The sequence below is a fragment of the Leptospira noguchii serovar Panama str. CZ214 genome (assembly GCF_000306255.2).
In the GTDB taxonomy this organism is placed as follows: Bacteria; Spirochaetota; Leptospiria; order Leptospirales; family Leptospiraceae; genus Leptospira; species Leptospira noguchii.
Genome location: NZ_AKWY02000010.1, coordinates 13,799 through 30,632, shown reverse-complemented (window position 1 = coordinate 30,632; position 16,834 = coordinate 13,799). Strand labels below are relative to the sequence as shown.

Genomic DNA, 16,834 nt, shown 5'->3' with positions numbered 1-16,834 from the left:
TCGAAGCATTCAATTTTTTTTAACTTTCTATTTTTTGAAACATAAGAAAATTTAAATTTTGCTTTGTCTCCAATAGAATGGTTCATAAATATATCATCAAAATTGAATCTAGATAATTCATTTCAATTTAATATTACAGCGTAAAAAATGAATCTTTTAAAAACTCAAATAATTCAATCGGTAACTATAAAAATTTTATTCTTTGTATGTCTTTTAGTATGTACAGCCGGGATCCATTTAAAAATTGGAAACCCACATTCTATTTTTATCATAGAACAATGGAAAGCAGAAGATCCAATCATTCCACTTCTCCGTAATCCGATCACGGATATTACTTCCACTCTAACAAAAAAAGAAAAGACTCAGCTCACAAATAGGTTAATTTCATTTGAAACGGAAAAAGGAAGTCAAATCGCAGTCCTGATCGTAGGTTCTACTGGTGAATGGACTATAGAAGAATACGCGGTCAACGTATTCGAAAAAACTAAATTAGGTCGTAAAGAAATCGATGACGGAGTACTAATCGTAGTAGCTATCCAAGATCATAAAACAAGAATAGAAGTCGGCTACGGACTGGAAGGAATTATACCCGACGCAACTGCAAAAAAAATCGTAGAAGAATTTATGATTCCTAAATTTCGAGAAGGAAATTATTTTCAAGGAATTTCAGACGGAATTGATGCGACTATGGCCAAAATCAATGGGGAAGAATTATCACAAACAAATAAAATTCCAAAATTTTTTGAAGTAATCAATGAATATTCAATTGATATCTTCCCGACTTTTGTGTCGATCATTGTTATAATTAGCATCCTTATTTCAATAGGGATCTTTGGTACAATTGGAATGGCAGGAATCTTGATTTTCATAGGATACATATGGGAATCCATCATATTAGGAATTGGTATTTTAATTTTATTGATCTTATGCTTTTCAATGACAGTATATCTAAAAAAGAAAATGCGGCGGAAATCTTTTTGGGATTACATTATAGTCTCCGTATATATTTCATTGGTAATCTTTGGTACAATTGGATTGATAGGAGTCTTATTTTTTATAGGACTCATATCGGAATCCATCATATTAGGAATTGGTATTTTAATTCTATTGATCTTATTCTTTTCAATGACGGGGTATTTAAAAGAGAAAATACGACGGAAATCTTTTTGGGATTATATTTTGTTCGGCGCCACAACTTCATCTTCCGATTCTTCGCGTTCGGGACGGAGTAGTTCCGGCTCCTGGGGAAGTAGCAGCTCTAGTTCAAACAGTGGTGGTGGAAGTTCCTGGAGCGGTGGAGGAGGCAGTTCCGGAGGCGGAGGGGCTTCGGGAAGTTGGTAAAGAATATCTAATATTATGATAAATCAATATAAGAATAAAAAAACATTAATTCTAAGAATTTGGAATCATACCTTAGAATCCGTTCTATCTTTTTTCTATTTTTCACAAAATAACCCCAAGTCTCATCGTTTCAAAAAATATTTTAGTATAGAAGATTTAGAAAAAATAGAATCTGCGGTTTCCAAATCGGAAATCCTTCATAAAGGTGAAATCAAAGTCATTTTAGAAAGTAGTCTTCCGATTTTCAAAATAATCAAAGGACTTACCACAAAACAAAGAGCCGAGGAATTATTTTCACAAAAAAGAGTTTGGGATACGGAAGAAAATACAGGAATTTTAATATATATTCAATTGATAGACCGTAAGATCGAACTATTAGCAGATCGAGGAATTTACAAAAAAATAGGTCAAAACAAGTTAGACGAAATTTGCCAGAGGATGCAGACCGGATTTCGTTCAGAAAATTATCTGGAAAGTATTCTTTTTGCGATTGAAGAATTTACACTACTTCTTCAAAAACATTTTCCTTCTGAAGAACAAAATCCAAACGAATTATCGGACAAACCAGAAATAATATAAACGATGATCCTGATCCAAACGAACAACCCTATCTTTGAACCAATGCGCAAGTTCTGCCTTTCTCTTCCTTTTGTGACGGAAGATATTAAATGGGAAAAGGATTTAGTATTTTCCGTTCATAACAAAATGTTTTGTGTTACCATGACAGAAGATCCTTTTGCGATCAATTTTAAATGTACTCCACAGGACGCCGAACTTTTAATTCAAAAAAAAGGAATTATACCCGCGCCTTATTTAGCAAGATATGACTGGGTTCAATGTGAAAATTTAAAAATACTTTCATTAAAAGAACTTCAAAAAAGAATCCAAAATTCCTACCAACTCGTTTGGGATAAACTTCCCGCAAAATTGAAGAAAGGAGAATAACTTTCTTAGATTTTTTTACTAACATTAACATGAATTCGTTCTCAGAAAGTTCAAATTCTTTTGAAAAGATCAAAACTTCATTTTAGAGTTTTCGCGCGAAGGATACGAAGGGCTTGGTCCGCAAATTCTTAACATTTTTTTCCTTGCGGACCGGAGCAACGCGTAGCCCGAAGTAGCCTGACCCGAGTTGATTTTATTTAATTTTGAAATTCCGGAAATTTTTACGAGGGGCGCGCCCAGAATTTTTTTCAGGCGTCTAACTCACGTTAGTTACTTTGTTCATGAAATTCTAATTTTTTCAATGGATTTCTAAAATTACTTTTTCGATCTAGATTTGATTAGATAATTTTCTTTGCAAATGTCGCAGAACCAAACCTTTGATATAGAGTTTGTGCAAACTCTATATTTACGCGCTCCGAAATATAGAAACTACTACTTTTTTTATGAAGAACTGACGTTACATTGAATGAGGACAAATTTATGCCCGTTGTTTTATTTTTTTTCGTTGGAATCTTTATCGGATCGATTGTAGGGTTCATAGTCGGAAGACTAAAAGATTTCGAATGGGGAATAGGCATCGGCTGTTTAATTATAGGAATTTTCGGATTAGGTGTTACGATATACGTAGGAATACATCAATACTATGAACTGAAAGGAACAGTCGAAACCAAAGGTACACTCATTGATTATATCGAAAAAAATGAGCTTAGCACCGAGAGCGATTTAGACGATTACTATGTAACTCGTTACATACCGATTATTCGCTTTTCGACTCCCGATGGAAAAACATATACCATTCAAGATCTCGGCGGTTCCAAAAAATGGGAAATCAAAGATAATATAGATATTCTATACAAGCCATCAAATCCAGAACAAGGATTCATAGCCAATTTTCAAAATACCTGGGGACGAACCTTTGTGCTTTTATTCCTTAGTTCTGTGCCACTTTTGATAGGATTCGGTTTTATAGGCGGGAAAATCTGGGGCTAAAAAGTGGGTTTATCGAAATGGAATTAGGAATCTTAGTATTCTTGTGTATTGAACTGAAATATAATATAAATTTTGTCTTTAGTTTCAATATAGAACGCGATCCATAGAGAGCGTTCTGCTGAGTTTAACGCGATCTGTCGAGCGCCTATAGAAGCGAGACGCTGAATTTGAAAAAACATTCTGCTGAATTTCTCGCATTAATTGCTCCCGCATTGGATGATAGCGAACTCGCGTTAACCGACGCTTTATCATAACATTTAAAGTTATTCAGTTTTATAGGGATCAATAAAGTTGCATTCATGCAAAAAGTCAGCGGGTTTGATTCAAAATCAAAATTTCGTTCGATAGGTATCAACTGTTTCTCAGAATATTTACCATAGAATAAAGACCATTTCTTCTGGACATAGAAAGATGTTTGTCTAAACCAATTTCTTTTAAAAATTCAAGAGAGGCATTTTTAATTTCATCCCGTGTGCGTCCTGAAAATACTCGAATCAGAAGAGCAATCATTCCGCGAGTGATCGCCGAATCGCTATCTGCTTGAAACTCTATCTTACCTTCTTTTTCCTCAGATACGATCCAAACTCTAGACTGACAACCTGGAACTAAACGTTCTGTGGTTTTTTCAGAATCAGAAATCGATCCAAGTTGATCCCCCATTTCAATTAGAAGTTGATACCTTTCTTGCCAATCTGTACATTCCGAAAATTCGGATATAATTTCTTTCTGAACTTCCGCAATGCTGTTCATATCTCTTTCCAACTTTTACTCAATTCTTACACAAGCAATCATAAAAACCTCAAAGTGATCCAAGACATTACGCTCGAATCGTAATTTTATAAAAACACAATCATAGAAAATGAGATTTTAAAATTTATACTGAAATTTTAAAACTTGAAACGTTCCAATGATCCTCTGTTATCCAAAACGAAAATATCTGGAACAAAACAAATCGATCACTTACAAAATTACTTAAATCTAATTAGTGATTAATCTTTCTAAAATTTTAATTTTATCCAAAAATATAAGTCTCACAAAACAACAAATCTCAAATAGTTATTTTTAATCGTATCAACTTTAGTTTGTCTGTTTTTCTATTTCTTTTAAGATAAGATTCCTTATTCAGAACCATATAATAAAATACTCAAAATATTATCTCAAAATACTTTATATTTTACTAAAATAAATAATTATAATATATTTTTAAACTGACTTTTATTATTTTTTAAGTTAAAACAGTATTTTGTAATCAAAATTTACTGTGTTCAATTTTATAGAAATCGGTAAAAGTGAAAAAATCTACTTAAGGTCGGCACAATCGAGTTGTTGAAAAATTAATTCTCTATCAGTTTCCGTGTCATAGAAACAGTCTATTGAAGTAGCTTTGCCTATCGTCACTATGGAATTTTTCGACAACTCTAATATACAAAAAGTGAATTTTCTAAAAGTAGCCAATACAAATACAATTTATCTGCAATTACAAACGAAACGGCAACAAGTTACTCAAATTCGCAATTGTTTTTCTAAATTAGGAGATTCGATATTGCTCTAGAAATTTTGGATACGCTCCCTGAAAAATTTATTAAATAATTTATAATATTAGTAAAATACTATATATCATAAAACTTCATCTGCAATCGCGAAAGAGTCTATCCAAAAACCGTCCAATGTGGGGACTACTACGAAAATTTAACGAGATTAGAGCTGCTTAAAAGTTGATAAATTGCCAAATGAGACTTACTACTCGGACGTATGAAAATGATACTAAGTTCTTAACGGTCGAATTTGGAAAAAAATAGCGGTATTTAAAAAACAACACAAATGCGGAATTTACGACATTCTAGAGTATGACCAAAACATTCAAATTTTTGAAAAATTTAACCTAAGTATTCTATTTATGTGTCTGAGTAATAATTTATAGAGACTACTGCATTATATTAAAAATTTCTAAAGAAGGATCGCATAAAATTCTTTGAGTTTTTAAGACAAGTTCAACATTTTGTAAACAAATTAGAAGACGTAAGGTTGATTTATATCAGATTTTATTGTAAAGTGGATATAATTTTTATCGCGTATTTAAGAAAACAATACTTTACGTTTAGAGATTACAGATCAGATAAATCTATTTTTTGATTTATAACCACAAAATTCTTATTTCTCGGGCTGTTAGTGCCAGCCCGAGAATAGGATATTTCAAATTCAACTTTTCAAACGATCAAAGGTTAATTGGAATGACTTTTACAATAACCTTCTGGAATTGTAAGCTCTAATGGTTTTCTAATATAAGCATTGTTTTGAACATTCGATTCATGGAGCCAACTTCCACGATTGAGTCTCAGATCAAAAGTATGTTTTTTTTCTGCAAGTGAAGTATCTACTTCTAAAGATTCATTTATCGGAAAGTAAATCGGAAATGTGACAGTGATTGTTTCACCTGGTTGGATTATCGAAGTGTATCCAATTCCATTTCCATGAATTTCATCAGGTTCCAATGCGTTTATGATACCTACATTTGGCATCACCGCGCTTGGACCTTCGCCTATATTTTTGATCTCAGCAGTGATATACATCATTGGTTTATAAGCTCTACATTTCATTCCACTAGGATAAATAGAGGCACGTGGAATGATTAAATCCGGTAAAAGTTCTTCAGACTGTATCGAAATCGGAAAACAATTCGTATTATTGCCCTCATTTGACTCGGCAATTTTAGATCCTATATCCACTCTCGCACATAAATAATAATCTCCGGCTGGTATGTTTTTAGGAAGTATATTGGAACCTTCACTTACAGTAAGGAGTGCACCCATGGCCAAGTCGGGTGTGTTACTGATTCTTCCCCCGCCTAACAATACATCTTCTTTAAAATCGGCAGAATAAGTAGCATAACCTTCAGGTACGACTTTGTCTTTCGATAGAACCAAATCAATCATATAACCTTCTTGATCAGGACGATTCCCAGCCACAAAGTTTCCCCCAAAGTTGGCAACTTGAAGACTCAGTTTTCGAGAAATATCTTCTCCTGGCTTCAATTGTCTCGAGCCTGGGAAATAAACATAAACCATAAGATCCGACTCTGAAGAACTATTGTATTCAATCGCTTCGAATCCAGAATCAAATTCCGGTTCAACTTGATTTACATCTGTATTTTGGAATCCTAAACTTGGCGCTTCGTAAGAATCAGTTTGGGTCTGCAAAGAGGATTCAGGGCCTAAAAGCATTAACAAAGAGGAAGAATCCATTTGCTTTTCTCCTCCACAACTCGAAATCACATATAGTATCAGAAGAACGCTCGCCCCTCTCATCACCTTTTGTAAGAACTCTTTCATTTGAATCTCCTAAAAAATGCCTTCAGGCACTTTTGTTATTCAAATAAACGAATTCTGATTACGAATTGAGCCAGGCAAAATAATTCAAATTATAACATAAAATATAAATGACCAGAAAAACCGATTTTAAAGTGTAGGATCTCGTTTTTTAAGCTAAAAAAAGTGAATAAAGTGAGCTCGAAGCAAGAAAATGAGAAAGAATTTTCTAAAAGTATGAGTTCCTACATTTAAGATTTGTTCGTAAAATCGAGATTTGTGGTAGTTCCCACATAATTTTACAGACAAATCGTGTGAGTTCCCGCACTTGAATACGACAGATTTAGTTGTTATAAACTTCTATTTTTTAATTGTGGTAGTTACTACATTTTAGGGATCAATCTATAACGTTCAAATTCCGACTTTTCTCAAAAAAATGAATTATGACTGTACTCACGCTGAGTAAAATAAATTCTATGTTAAGAAATATAACGATGTTTCTGTGGAAACCCAAAGATTTAAAAATAATTCATATACAATTAGTGTAAAAAACCGGGCCGTAACAAAAACTAAAACCACTCTAAATGAGCATCCCACATCTTATTAAAAATGGCTAAAACCGTAAATTTTGAACCACTGAATCTTTTCAAGATAACCTCTAATCCAACAGGAAAAATATGAAACACTACCTAACCTTCCAAGACGATAAATCGGATAAATTCTGGCAAATCGAAGTTTCCGGAAATTCGTTTACGACAACCTACGGAAAGACCGGCTCTTCCGGACAGACACAAACAAAAACATTCGATGACGAAGAAACCTGTCTCAAAGAAGCAAAAAAATTACTCTCTGAAAAATTAAAAAAAGGTTATATAGAAGTAGACGCACCTATTTTTTCTGCAAGCCCCGATTCTTCCGGTAAAAAATCCGCTCCCGAGAAAAAATCAAAAATAGATACTTTGACCTCGGAAACATTCCATCAATTTTTAAAAGTTAAAATCCAGGATATTTCTTCTTCAAAATATTCTAAAATACTTAAAAATACAGATTGGGAAGCTCTAGCGGGAGAGATTTTCGATTCGGTTTATACGTATTGGGAAGAATTGAATAAAAAAGAAAAATCTCCAATAGGAATTTTTGACATAAGATGGGACGACGCGAGCACAGATTACTGCATAGAATTCGATTATGATTTAGAAAGTAACGATCCTAAAAACTCTATGGAAGAAGGCGCCATTCGAAACGTTCCCGTAGTCAACTTTTCTAATTTTATTAAAAATCAACTCAAACAAAAACCGGAAAAAATCCGGGAAATATTGGAAGACGAAGACTTTTCTATTTTAAAAGATATTCTATGTAAACTAACGCAGGAAATAATTTTACAAACTTTAAATGCAGAAGTTTTTAAACAAATTCCAAAACAACAACCATATTTTCTAATGTTCTCCTATTACCACGACGAAGACGCTTCCGTGTTTTTCGATTCGAACGAAAAAGAACAAAAAGATTTATACTCCATACTCAAAATCGCAAAATCTCCTCTATTTAAATATTTTTTAAGTGGGGAACAATCCTTAATCATTTCTGATGTTTCAAAAATAGATCTTAGCGATATAAGTCTTTTCGAAAACTTAAAAAATTTCAATATTTCTAATTGCGAAAATATAATTTCTCTCAAAAGTTTAAGTGAATTAAAAAATATTCAAAGTATTTCCATAGAAGAAGCAAAATTTTCCGAGTTTCCAGAATTTTTACTAAAACTTCCATCTCTTAAATCTTTATATCTCACAAATAGCAGCTTATCTATAGAAAATAAAATTAGTACATTCAATTCTTCTCAATTAGAATTACTTTGTCTAAACGCCAACTCTTTAACTGCAATTCCGGAATTCGTATTCCAACTTTCTAAATTAAAAAAGCTGCTTCTTATAGACAATCAATTGACAGAGTTGCCGGATCGATTGGCGGATCTAAAATTCCTTCAAAACTTGAATTTGTCCGGCAACAAAATCACTCAAATTTCCAATTTAAACCGGGAGTTCAGTGAAATTATAGAACTTGGTCTTTTTGATAATCGACTCACTTTTTTGGATGGAATTGGACGTTTTCCCAAATTGAAAGAACTTTTGATTTGGGGCAATGAATTAGAAACAATTTCACCGGAAATTTCCAGTTTAAAAAATCTAACTCGTATCGACGTGACCAAAAATAAAATTTCAAGTTTTCCTAATATAGGGGCCACACTTGAATCGGTCACTGATTTGAGTCTGAGCAAAAACCAATTGACTCAAATACCGGAGGCGTTGACCCAATTTCCAAATTTAAAATCTCTGGGTTTAAGTGATAATCAATTTGAAGAAATACCTGACGAACTATTTGAAAATTTTCAAAAATTGGAAACCCTTTCATTAAGTAACAATCAGCTATCCGATCTTCCTAAATCCATCGCTCAATTAGTATCTTTAAAAAATATCTATTTGAAGAATAATCGGTTCGTACAAATACCCGAAGTCCTGAAAGAATTGAAAAAACTTAAAGATGTATCTTTGAACGAAAACCAAATTTCAGAGTTACCTGAATTTCTTTCAGAAATGACGGCTCTGAGAGAATTAAATATTGGAAAAAATCCGGTCGCACAAAACCCGGAAAATGCAGAAGCCAAGATAAAAGAGATTAATCCAAAAGTAACACTTTATCTTTCTTGAATATTCTATTTCTTTGAAATTTTTGTCATTCCTTTTTGGAAAACTTACCGGTTTATGGATTTAACACAATTTTTGACCGGGAACGAAATTCATTTATTCAGAGAATGTAGATCAAACGTAAAGTAAAAAACGTTCGATCTACATTCACATCTTACTATTTTAAACGACCTAACGAGCCAAACCCAATTCGTCCAGAGTATCCTCGATCGGAGCGAGTTGTTCTTGAGAGTATTTAGAGCGAGCTACATCCATAAGTTCGTGTAACTGAACCGTATGATCAATATCGATGGAATGAATGTACTGAGTGAGTAATTCCAAATATTTCGCCTCTCCTGTTGTAACGAGTGCCTGCATTGCATAACCTCCCGCTTCCAACTCTTCGTGCACATAGATTGTGTCTTCTTCTCTTTCATTTGCCACCAGAATAAGTGACACATAACGTTCCACAAGCAAGCGTAATTCTGGTTCGTCTATACATTTTAAAAAGAAGTCCGCTTCGTCTACTTCGTCTCCCGGAAATTCCCATTCAAGCCAGTGATCCGGGCTTTCATAATCGGGATGAGAAAATACGTTTTCTTGTAGGTTCTTTGTTATCTCCAGCATGTTTTCTAAAATCGTTTTGCGATCCTTGCCTTTCAGTCGCACTACATCATTTTCAATTTCTAGTTTCATAGCAGGTTTCTTACTCGCTCCGTTTTTTTTCAGTTCCGCAAGAATAGCTTTGCGGTTGGATCCGTATTTCGTCACGGAGTCAAGAGGACTCATACCCACTTCAAAACCACCTCCATCTTGTGTTATGATTGCATTTACATCTGCACCAAGAGAGACTAACGTTTTTACCATATCCAGATCTCCGGATTTACACGCATAATGGAGCGCGGTTTTTCCAGCATGACTTACATGCAGAGGATTTATTCCCTGTTCGATCAGCCAGTAAGCAATCTGATTTTTGTTTCTATACGGAGTACGTTCTATCGTTTCCATTAATAGAGTTTCTCCATAGGAATCCGGTTTTTCATCGGAAACTCTAAGTCCTAACTCTACAAGCTTACTTATCATTTTCATCCCTTCTTCTTGGCGAAAAGGCGCCGTTGCTAATGCTATTTTTTTAAGAAGAGTTTCTCCTTCTTTATCTCTACCTTCCACTGTAGCGCCGCGTTCAATGAGAGAGATAAACGGTTCCCAATTAGACGCAAGCCAAATGGGAGTCCAATTAAATTGATCAGCTGCATGAATATCCGAACCAGCCTCTAAAAGAAGTTCTACGGAACGTTTATCGTATCGCCAGACCGCATTATGTAAAGCGATACGTCCTCCTTTAGTTCTATCGTTAATACGAGCTCCTTTTTGAATAAGATACTCTACCATTTCTGGTTGTTTAAGATAAGCGGCGAGACTCAGAGCGTTATGATCTCCATCCCCTTCGTAAGAAGTAGGATCACAACCTTCATCTAAAAGTTTTTTCATTACGGTTAAATTTTTTTTTCGAATTGCTTCAAATAACTCTGATGGATTCATATTTCTATTTTACTTTCCTTGTAAATCGAATTCTTTTTAAAATCAGTTTTGTTTTTACTGTGTTTAACAAATTCGTTTTCATTAAATTATTTCTGTGCCTTTTTAAAGATCTTCCACTGAAAATTCGACTGTTTTATTTTTTATCGATGCGAAACGAAATCTTTTACTGACGGAGATTTGATATAAAAAGAAAGTGAAATATACTTCTCCCCGGTAATTATAAAACGATTTGAAATCATTCCATATAAATTAACGCGAAAAGGATCAATGCGAGGGTACCATGATCGTCGACAGATCGCGTTAAACTCAGCAGAACACTCTCTCAAACTCAGCGTCTCGCTTCTATGGTCGCTCGACAGATCGCGTTCTAAATTGAAACTAAAAACGATTGTTGTATCTATACAATTGATTGACCAGAGCTTGAGAAGCCCCCAGACTTGACTATGACAGCTGAATCGCCCATATTTTCTTAAAGAAAAACGAATTGCAGAATTCTAAGATCGTTTAGAGTATGCAAATATTCTAATGGAATTTACTTTCGAATTCAAACAGACAAATTCTATCTCATTTTATAAAAAACGGGAATCCAATCGTTCAAAAAACAAGTTGCTTATGAAAAAAAGAAACAAAATCGTCTTCAATGTCTTAGTTTTACTTTTAAACTACTGCGTTTCGATTCCGAAATACCAATTGTCCTCGGATGTGCCGCCAATTGAAAAAAACCGCGAAGCAAAATTGATTTCGGCTTTTTTTGGTTTAGATAATTCTTTACCATGGCGCTCCATTTTACTCTGGAGAAGCGCGCCTGGAAAAGATGGAATGCCACTCGTTTTTTCACACGAGATCGATCCTACTACAGTTGATCTTTCCGATTTTAGGATCACTACTAAAAAAGGTGAAATTTTTTATCCTCTATTCGCCACATTCGTGCCTTCGCTGGAGCAGTTCGAGCTGAGGACCATTTTGTTGATCGGTCAATTCGGCGATCATCCGGACAACGAACCTAACGAAGTCACCATCGTAGGCGAACTCAAAAGCAGGGATGGACAAAATTTAATCGGACAAAAAATTCAAGTCACTCCTTTAACCGCAGGACCTTTTATCAGTTATGCAGAATATTTCAGATTCGAAGATTCATACCCTTATAACGATTCTGGACACGGTGCAGATTGTCCTCTAACTGAAACAACGGTAGTAGTAAGAACCGTGTGGGCCGGAGGTGTTCGAGCAATCGACGGCGGGGAGTTAGGTGATAGAGATCTGAAAAAATTCAAAATCGAAATGATTTCTGGAAGTGAGACCTTTACAGTATCTCCTTTTAAAATCGCAGACATAGACGACAATGATAATAATATCGATCTGTGTATCGCCGAACAAGGAATTCCAAAATCAGTAGAAGTAGACGCAGATACAGTTATTGACCCGCGGGGCGATCAAAACCCTATTACAAAAATGGAAATTTTGAGTCGTTGGTAATAAATATTTTACACCATATACTTTTAGAATCAATCCGAGTAACTTCATTTAAAACATGAACCAATTAATTCAGTTCGGATAAAAAATAAAAACCTTTGTAAAAAAGAACAAACGAGATACATTTTTTTACAGTAAGATAAGTCTTAATTAAGATACAAAAAGTATATATATATTTATCCATCCATCTTTAACAGGAAAAACTATGAAACACCACTTAACCTTTCAAGACGGAAGCTCCGATAAATTTTGGCAGATAGAAGTTTCCGGAGATTCGTTTACCGTAACCTACGGAAAGACCGGTTCTTCTGGACAAACCCAAACTAAAAACTTTGACGATGAGGAAACCTGTCTCAAAGAAGCAAAAAAACTTCTCTCTGAAAAATTAAAAAAAGGTTATATAGAAGGAGACGCGCCCGCTCCACCCCAAGGTAGTGCTAGAAAAGAAATTGAAGAAACGGTGGAAGAATTAAAAATCGCAGTTTCTCAATTACCGGAATTAGCTCCGTTTTTAGAAAGATTATCCGCGCTTCCTTGGAACGAATACGAAAAACAATTGTTTCATAATGTTGTAGAAGCGTTTGAAAGTGCAAAAGAAGAAACGGAGGATGAAGAAGAAAAACTAACTGGTTTTGTAGCAGAATGTGATAACCAAAACTTTAGAGAATATGGAATCGGTTGTGCGGAATTTTATTTTGGCATCGGAGAAGACGATGAATACTTCGAAGAAGGGCCAACCTTAGGAGGATTTTCTTTACACGAACCCGGTAAAATCATGGCAGACGCCTACGATTCGTTAGGTTATCAAGATAAAGGGTATAAGTTACTTAAAAACTATATTTGGAATTTAGTGGCTAGAACAATGGGACGTGCCGTTTCTCTTGCGGTAAAAGATAAATCTTTTAAAAAACTTAAAACCGTAAAAAATTTCAGAGTGTATGTATGCGAACACGATGGTTGGGGATGTTCAATGGATCCGGAAGGATTGGTTTTTGGTAAACTTGAAGAAGACGACGAAAATGACGATTAAGAATACTTGATCTAATTCATCACTTAAAGCCCGGAATTTCTTCTTGCACTCAAATACACGGCACTCTGTAAGAATCAATAACAAATACGTATCTTTATCAAATGCAAATTCTATAAAGATACGTATTATAACATTAAAGTAATATTTTAAACCGTCATCTTCGAGCCAAAGATATAGATACCTTCTTCGAAAAATACATTCAAAAAGAATCAACACAACATATAGATTTTGAATACGCCAGTTTTTTTCTCAAATCTAACAAGCATCCCCACCCGCCAAAAACATAGGTTCTAACTTACCATTTTTAATTTTAGAGAACTCATTTATAAAACCGTCCAATCCATTGTGATGCCAAATTAAAATCGGAGTTCCGTCCTCGTCTAAGTCAAACGAATCTACAAAATGATACTTTCCTCCGTAGGCAGCTTGATCTTTTGATAACACATCAAATTTTTCGAATATCTTTTTTCCTAGGTTATCGTTTTCCAATTCGTACATAGAAGTATGATATGATTTTTCTTCCGATTCGATTTGAATAGAGTATCGAATTATAACATATTCTTTTTTTGGAGAAACGATCTTATACAAATCTCCTTGTTTCAAAAACTTTAACTCTTCCGACTTAGGATGTTGTTTTTTAAAAAAAGAATTTTCCGTTGATTCTAAAACTTTAGATATTTTTTCAGAAGGGAGAAATTTTTCAGAACGAACCTGATCGCCTATTTTAGAACCAAACATTCCAAATATAGAATATTTTAAAGTATTAATTTTCTTATAGGAATTTAAATTTCCTTTTAAAACATCATATCCTTCACAACCGGATTTGTCGCTTTTTTCAGGGATAAATTCCCCAGCAACGTTTGTCTGTTCATATACTGTTCCCTTTTCTTTTGATTTAAGTATCTTTTTTTCTAAATAGAGAGTTTCTGCCTCGTATTCTCCAGATCCAGCGGGAACCCATCCTTCTTTTGTTCGAATTGCCAAGGGCCGAAATTGAGTGCCTTGTGTATCCGTATGAACCGAGCCAAAAAGTTTTGCGCTTTCTAATTCTTCCGGAGATTTTTTACCTAAAAATTCTGTAGCTACAAACCCCTTCGTTTCCAATTTTGTAAGTATTTCATTCTTAATTATTTCAACCCAACCATCAGAATTTGAATTTTCTTTTACAAAAACGGATTCACCTTTTTGCAATTGAAACAACACCTTTCCGTCTTTCGGTTTTTCTCTAACGTTCAACTTACCTTCCGAGATAAGAACATATTTCTTGACTTGTCTTTGTTCCGCCATCCCTGGACTAAAAAAGATAGAAAAAAACAATACGAATATTATAATTTTATAAACATTTGAACTCATTGTATTCTCTTTTATTGTTGGAGATTTAATTCTGTTTTTATTAGGGATATTTTCTTTGGTTTTTATGGAAAAATTCATGTTTTTATTTTACTCTTTACTTAACGTGAGTTCAGCATAACAAATGCGAAAGCGATTGTAGCGGAAATTCCGAAGGAATTGAAGCGAAAAGCGCGGTCGTGAGCCATTTTAACTATGAAATTTGCGAGCGATTCGCCCCAATTTTCTTACGTCGAACTCACGTTACTTATCAAATTTTCGAATTTCCTACAGATTTCATTCAACGTAATTTAAAATTGAAAAAATAGAAAGAACTTTTCTCAGACATGTTTTTCCACGAATAACTTTACTCTTTACAAAAAAAATCATAACAAGTATTACTCACTTTTAAACGTAAATTCTACGTAAAAAATTGGGCGAATCCGGCGTTCGCCGGACCGCGCTTTCAGCTCCGATGAACAAATTGAGAATCGATTGAAAACAAAATCTTTTTCTAAATTCAATTTGTTCATCCCGCCTCAATCGCTTTCGCATTGGATTCTACCGAAATTGCGTTAACCGACACTTAGTCATAAAATATTCGATTTATAGAAATCCGTAAAGTGAGTAAAATTGCATATATAGATGATTAATTAAACCCATATGAAAAAATTTAAACGACGCTTTAACTAAAATCCCCTACTCATAACTATATAATAAAGTATCTAATATTTTGTATGGAATCAGTGTTTTGTGATAAAATCAACGGTACTCAATTTTATAGAGATCAGTAACATCCATATTTTTTTCTAACTACTGAATAAATTTCTAAACCAATTGATTTAGAATCTTTTTAAAATTTTTTCGTAAAATTAAAAAGCTGGAAGTTTAAAAGAGAATTATGTATTCGGTAAGAAAAATGGAAACGTTACGTAATTTAATCTCATACGAAATAGCTCGTTACTTTTATCATCATCTAATTGAAGAACTTTCCAAACCGGAACCACTTCAAATGCAGATGGGTTACGATGGTAAAACTTCGGGAGAAGCCAATCGCGACATATTATCCAGACTTTCTATTGAATTTCCAAAAATAGAACAAACCGAAGAGCCGCCTTTTAATTTAATTCGAGAATGGGCAAAAAGAAATCGATTTTTCTTTCACTACGACGAATATAATTTTGACCGTTATAATCGACTTTACATAGAACGAATATTAGCACTTCGCAATAATGCTCCAGAAATAAATTCTCGCTTTAAAGAAGCGACTTTAAACAATTTTAGACAATTTGATTATAATAGAACTGGATTTTCCATCTCCTTTTTGATCCGAGTAGAAAATAATATGCGTGAGTTGATGAGAGAAATCATTTTTACAATTCCTAATATAGATCATAACAAAGCATGGCAAATCATCTTTGAACAAAGCAAAGACTATCAAGAAAACGTAAACGAAATTTTTGAGAAGAGACTCCAAGACGCTCGAGACGAATCCGATCGGTTATTACACAATATTCTTCCAGTTTCTATTGCAGCCGAACTCAAAAAAAACAACCGAGTGGCGCCCGTGTCCATAAATTCAGCGACGGTTCTATTTACAGATTTTAAAGGTTTTACACAAATCTCAGAAAAAATGTCTCCCGAAGAACTGATTTCTAATTTAGACGAATGTTTCTCGTTATTCGATCAGATTTGTGCGGAACACGGTCTCGAAAAAATCAAAACGATCGGAGATAGTTTTATGTGTGTCGGCGGAGTTCCGGAAGTAAATCATACTCACGTTTTTGATGTAGCTCTTGCGGCTCTCAAAATGTGCGACGCGATTCAAAAACTCAAAGAAGAAAAAAAGAAAAACGGTATTCCCTATTGGGATGTTCGTATTGGATTTCATACAGGTCCAATTGCGGCGGGAGTAATCGGTAAAAATAAATTCAGTTATGATATTTGGGGAGATACAGTAAACATTGCAAGTCGAATGGAGTCTTCCGGAGAACCGGGTAAAATTAACGTTTCAGAAACGAGTTACGAACTTCTAAGTCCGTTTTTTACCTTTACTCCCAGAGGCCGTATCGCCGCAAAAAATAAAGGGGAAATCGTAATGTATTTTTTAGAAGGATTAAAATCTGAGTTCGGTACCACTCAATCACATAACATCGATTTTGCGCTATTAAATTAATATGCTTAAATTATATAATCGC

General features: G+C 34.2%; 12 protein-coding genes. 8 read left to right on the top strand and 4 right to left on the bottom strand.

The annotated features are described in order from the left end of the window. The first annotated feature begins 147 nt into the window (after window positions 1–147). The 4 genes from LEP1GSC059_RS04115 (at window position 148) to LEP1GSC059_RS04100 (ending at window position 3,276) form a co-directional block, all read left to right on the top strand. The gene (locus LEP1GSC059_RS04115; protein WP_020980337.1) at window positions 148–1,341 is read left to right on the top strand and encodes a TPM domain-containing protein; all 1,194 of its coding nucleotides are present in this window, start codon (window positions 148–150) and stop codon (window positions 1,339–1,341) included. Window positions 1,342–1,356: 15 nt separating this feature from the next. Next, the gene (locus LEP1GSC059_RS04110) at window positions 1,357–1,920 is read left to right on the top strand and encodes a TPM domain-containing protein (protein WP_020980361.1); all 564 of its coding nucleotides are present in this window, start codon (window positions 1,357–1,359) and stop codon (window positions 1,918–1,920) included. Window positions 1,921–1,923: 3 nt separating this feature from the next. Continuing rightward, window positions 1,924–2,286: an MmcQ/YjbR family DNA-binding protein gene (locus LEP1GSC059_RS04105; RefSeq protein ID WP_002245769.1), complete on the top strand. Its 363-nt coding sequence runs from the start codon at window positions 1,924–1,926 to the stop codon at window positions 2,284–2,286. Between the two features lie 480 nt (window positions 2,287–2,766). Beyond that, a complete protein-coding gene (locus LEP1GSC059_RS04100; RefSeq protein WP_020980374.1) occupies window positions 2,767–3,276 on the top strand; it encodes a DUF3592 domain-containing protein in 510 nt (169 codons plus the stop codon). A gap of 351 nt (window positions 3,277–3,627) precedes the next feature. On the opposite strand, the gene LEP1GSC059_RS04095 is transcribed toward LEP1GSC059_RS04100, so the two are convergent. Together LEP1GSC059_RS04095 and LEP1GSC059_RS04090 are read right to left on the bottom strand one after the other, a co-directional pair. Further along, window positions 3,628–4,026: a SufE family protein gene (locus LEP1GSC059_RS04095; RefSeq protein ID WP_002177657.1), complete on the bottom strand. Its 399-nt coding sequence runs from the start codon at window positions 4,024–4,026 to the stop codon at window positions 3,628–3,630. A 1,472-nt stretch (window positions 4,027–5,498) separates the two neighbouring features. Then, the gene (locus LEP1GSC059_RS04090; RefSeq protein ID WP_017214467.1) at window positions 5,499–6,605 is read right to left on the bottom strand and encodes a hypothetical protein; all 1,107 of its coding nucleotides are present in this window, start codon (window positions 6,603–6,605) and stop codon (window positions 5,499–5,501) included. A gap of 653 nt (window positions 6,606–7,258) precedes the next feature. Here LEP1GSC059_RS04090 and LEP1GSC059_RS04085 point away from each other — a divergent pair. Beyond that, window positions 7,259–9,286, top strand: a complete 2,028-nt coding sequence (locus tag LEP1GSC059_RS04085) for an LIC_11051 family fibronectin-binding protein (RefSeq protein ID WP_017214465.1) — start codon at window positions 7,259–7,261, stop codon at window positions 9,284–9,286. Between the two features lie 168 nt (window positions 9,287–9,454). On the opposite strand, the gene LEP1GSC059_RS04080 is transcribed toward LEP1GSC059_RS04085, so the two are convergent. After that, window positions 9,455–10,804, bottom strand: coding sequence for an ankyrin repeat domain-containing protein (locus LEP1GSC059_RS04080; RefSeq protein WP_020980335.1), 1,350 nt, complete (start codon window positions 10,802–10,804; stop codon window positions 9,455–9,457). 612 nt (window positions 10,805–11,416) lie between these two features. Between LEP1GSC059_RS04080 and LEP1GSC059_RS04075 the strand changes: the two genes are divergently transcribed. Then, window positions 11,417–12,280: a hypothetical protein gene (locus tag LEP1GSC059_RS04075; RefSeq protein WP_235592121.1), complete on the top strand. Its 864-nt coding sequence runs from the start codon at window positions 11,417–11,419 to the stop codon at window positions 12,278–12,280. A gap of 202 nt (window positions 12,281–12,482) precedes the next feature. Further along, window positions 12,483–13,307: a WGR domain-containing protein gene (locus tag LEP1GSC059_RS04070; RefSeq protein ID WP_017214461.1), complete on the top strand. Its 825-nt coding sequence runs from the start codon at window positions 12,483–12,485 to the stop codon at window positions 13,305–13,307. Window positions 13,308–13,562: 255 nt separating this feature from the next. Here LEP1GSC059_RS04070 and LEP1GSC059_RS04065 read toward each other — a convergent pair whose 3' ends face one another. Then, window positions 13,563–14,738, bottom strand: a complete 1,176-nt coding sequence (locus LEP1GSC059_RS04065; RefSeq protein WP_017214460.1) for an SH3 domain-containing protein — start codon at window positions 14,736–14,738, stop codon at window positions 13,563–13,565. A gap of 817 nt (window positions 14,739–15,555) precedes the next feature. On the opposite strand from LEP1GSC059_RS04065, the gene LEP1GSC059_RS04060 reads away from it, so the two are divergent. Beyond that, window positions 15,556–16,812 (top strand): adenylate/guanylate cyclase domain-containing protein, encoded by a 1,257-nt coding sequence (locus LEP1GSC059_RS04060; protein ID WP_036033946.1) that lies wholly within the window; start codon window positions 15,556–15,558, stop codon window positions 16,810–16,812. Window positions 16,813–16,834 lie beyond the last annotated feature (22 nt).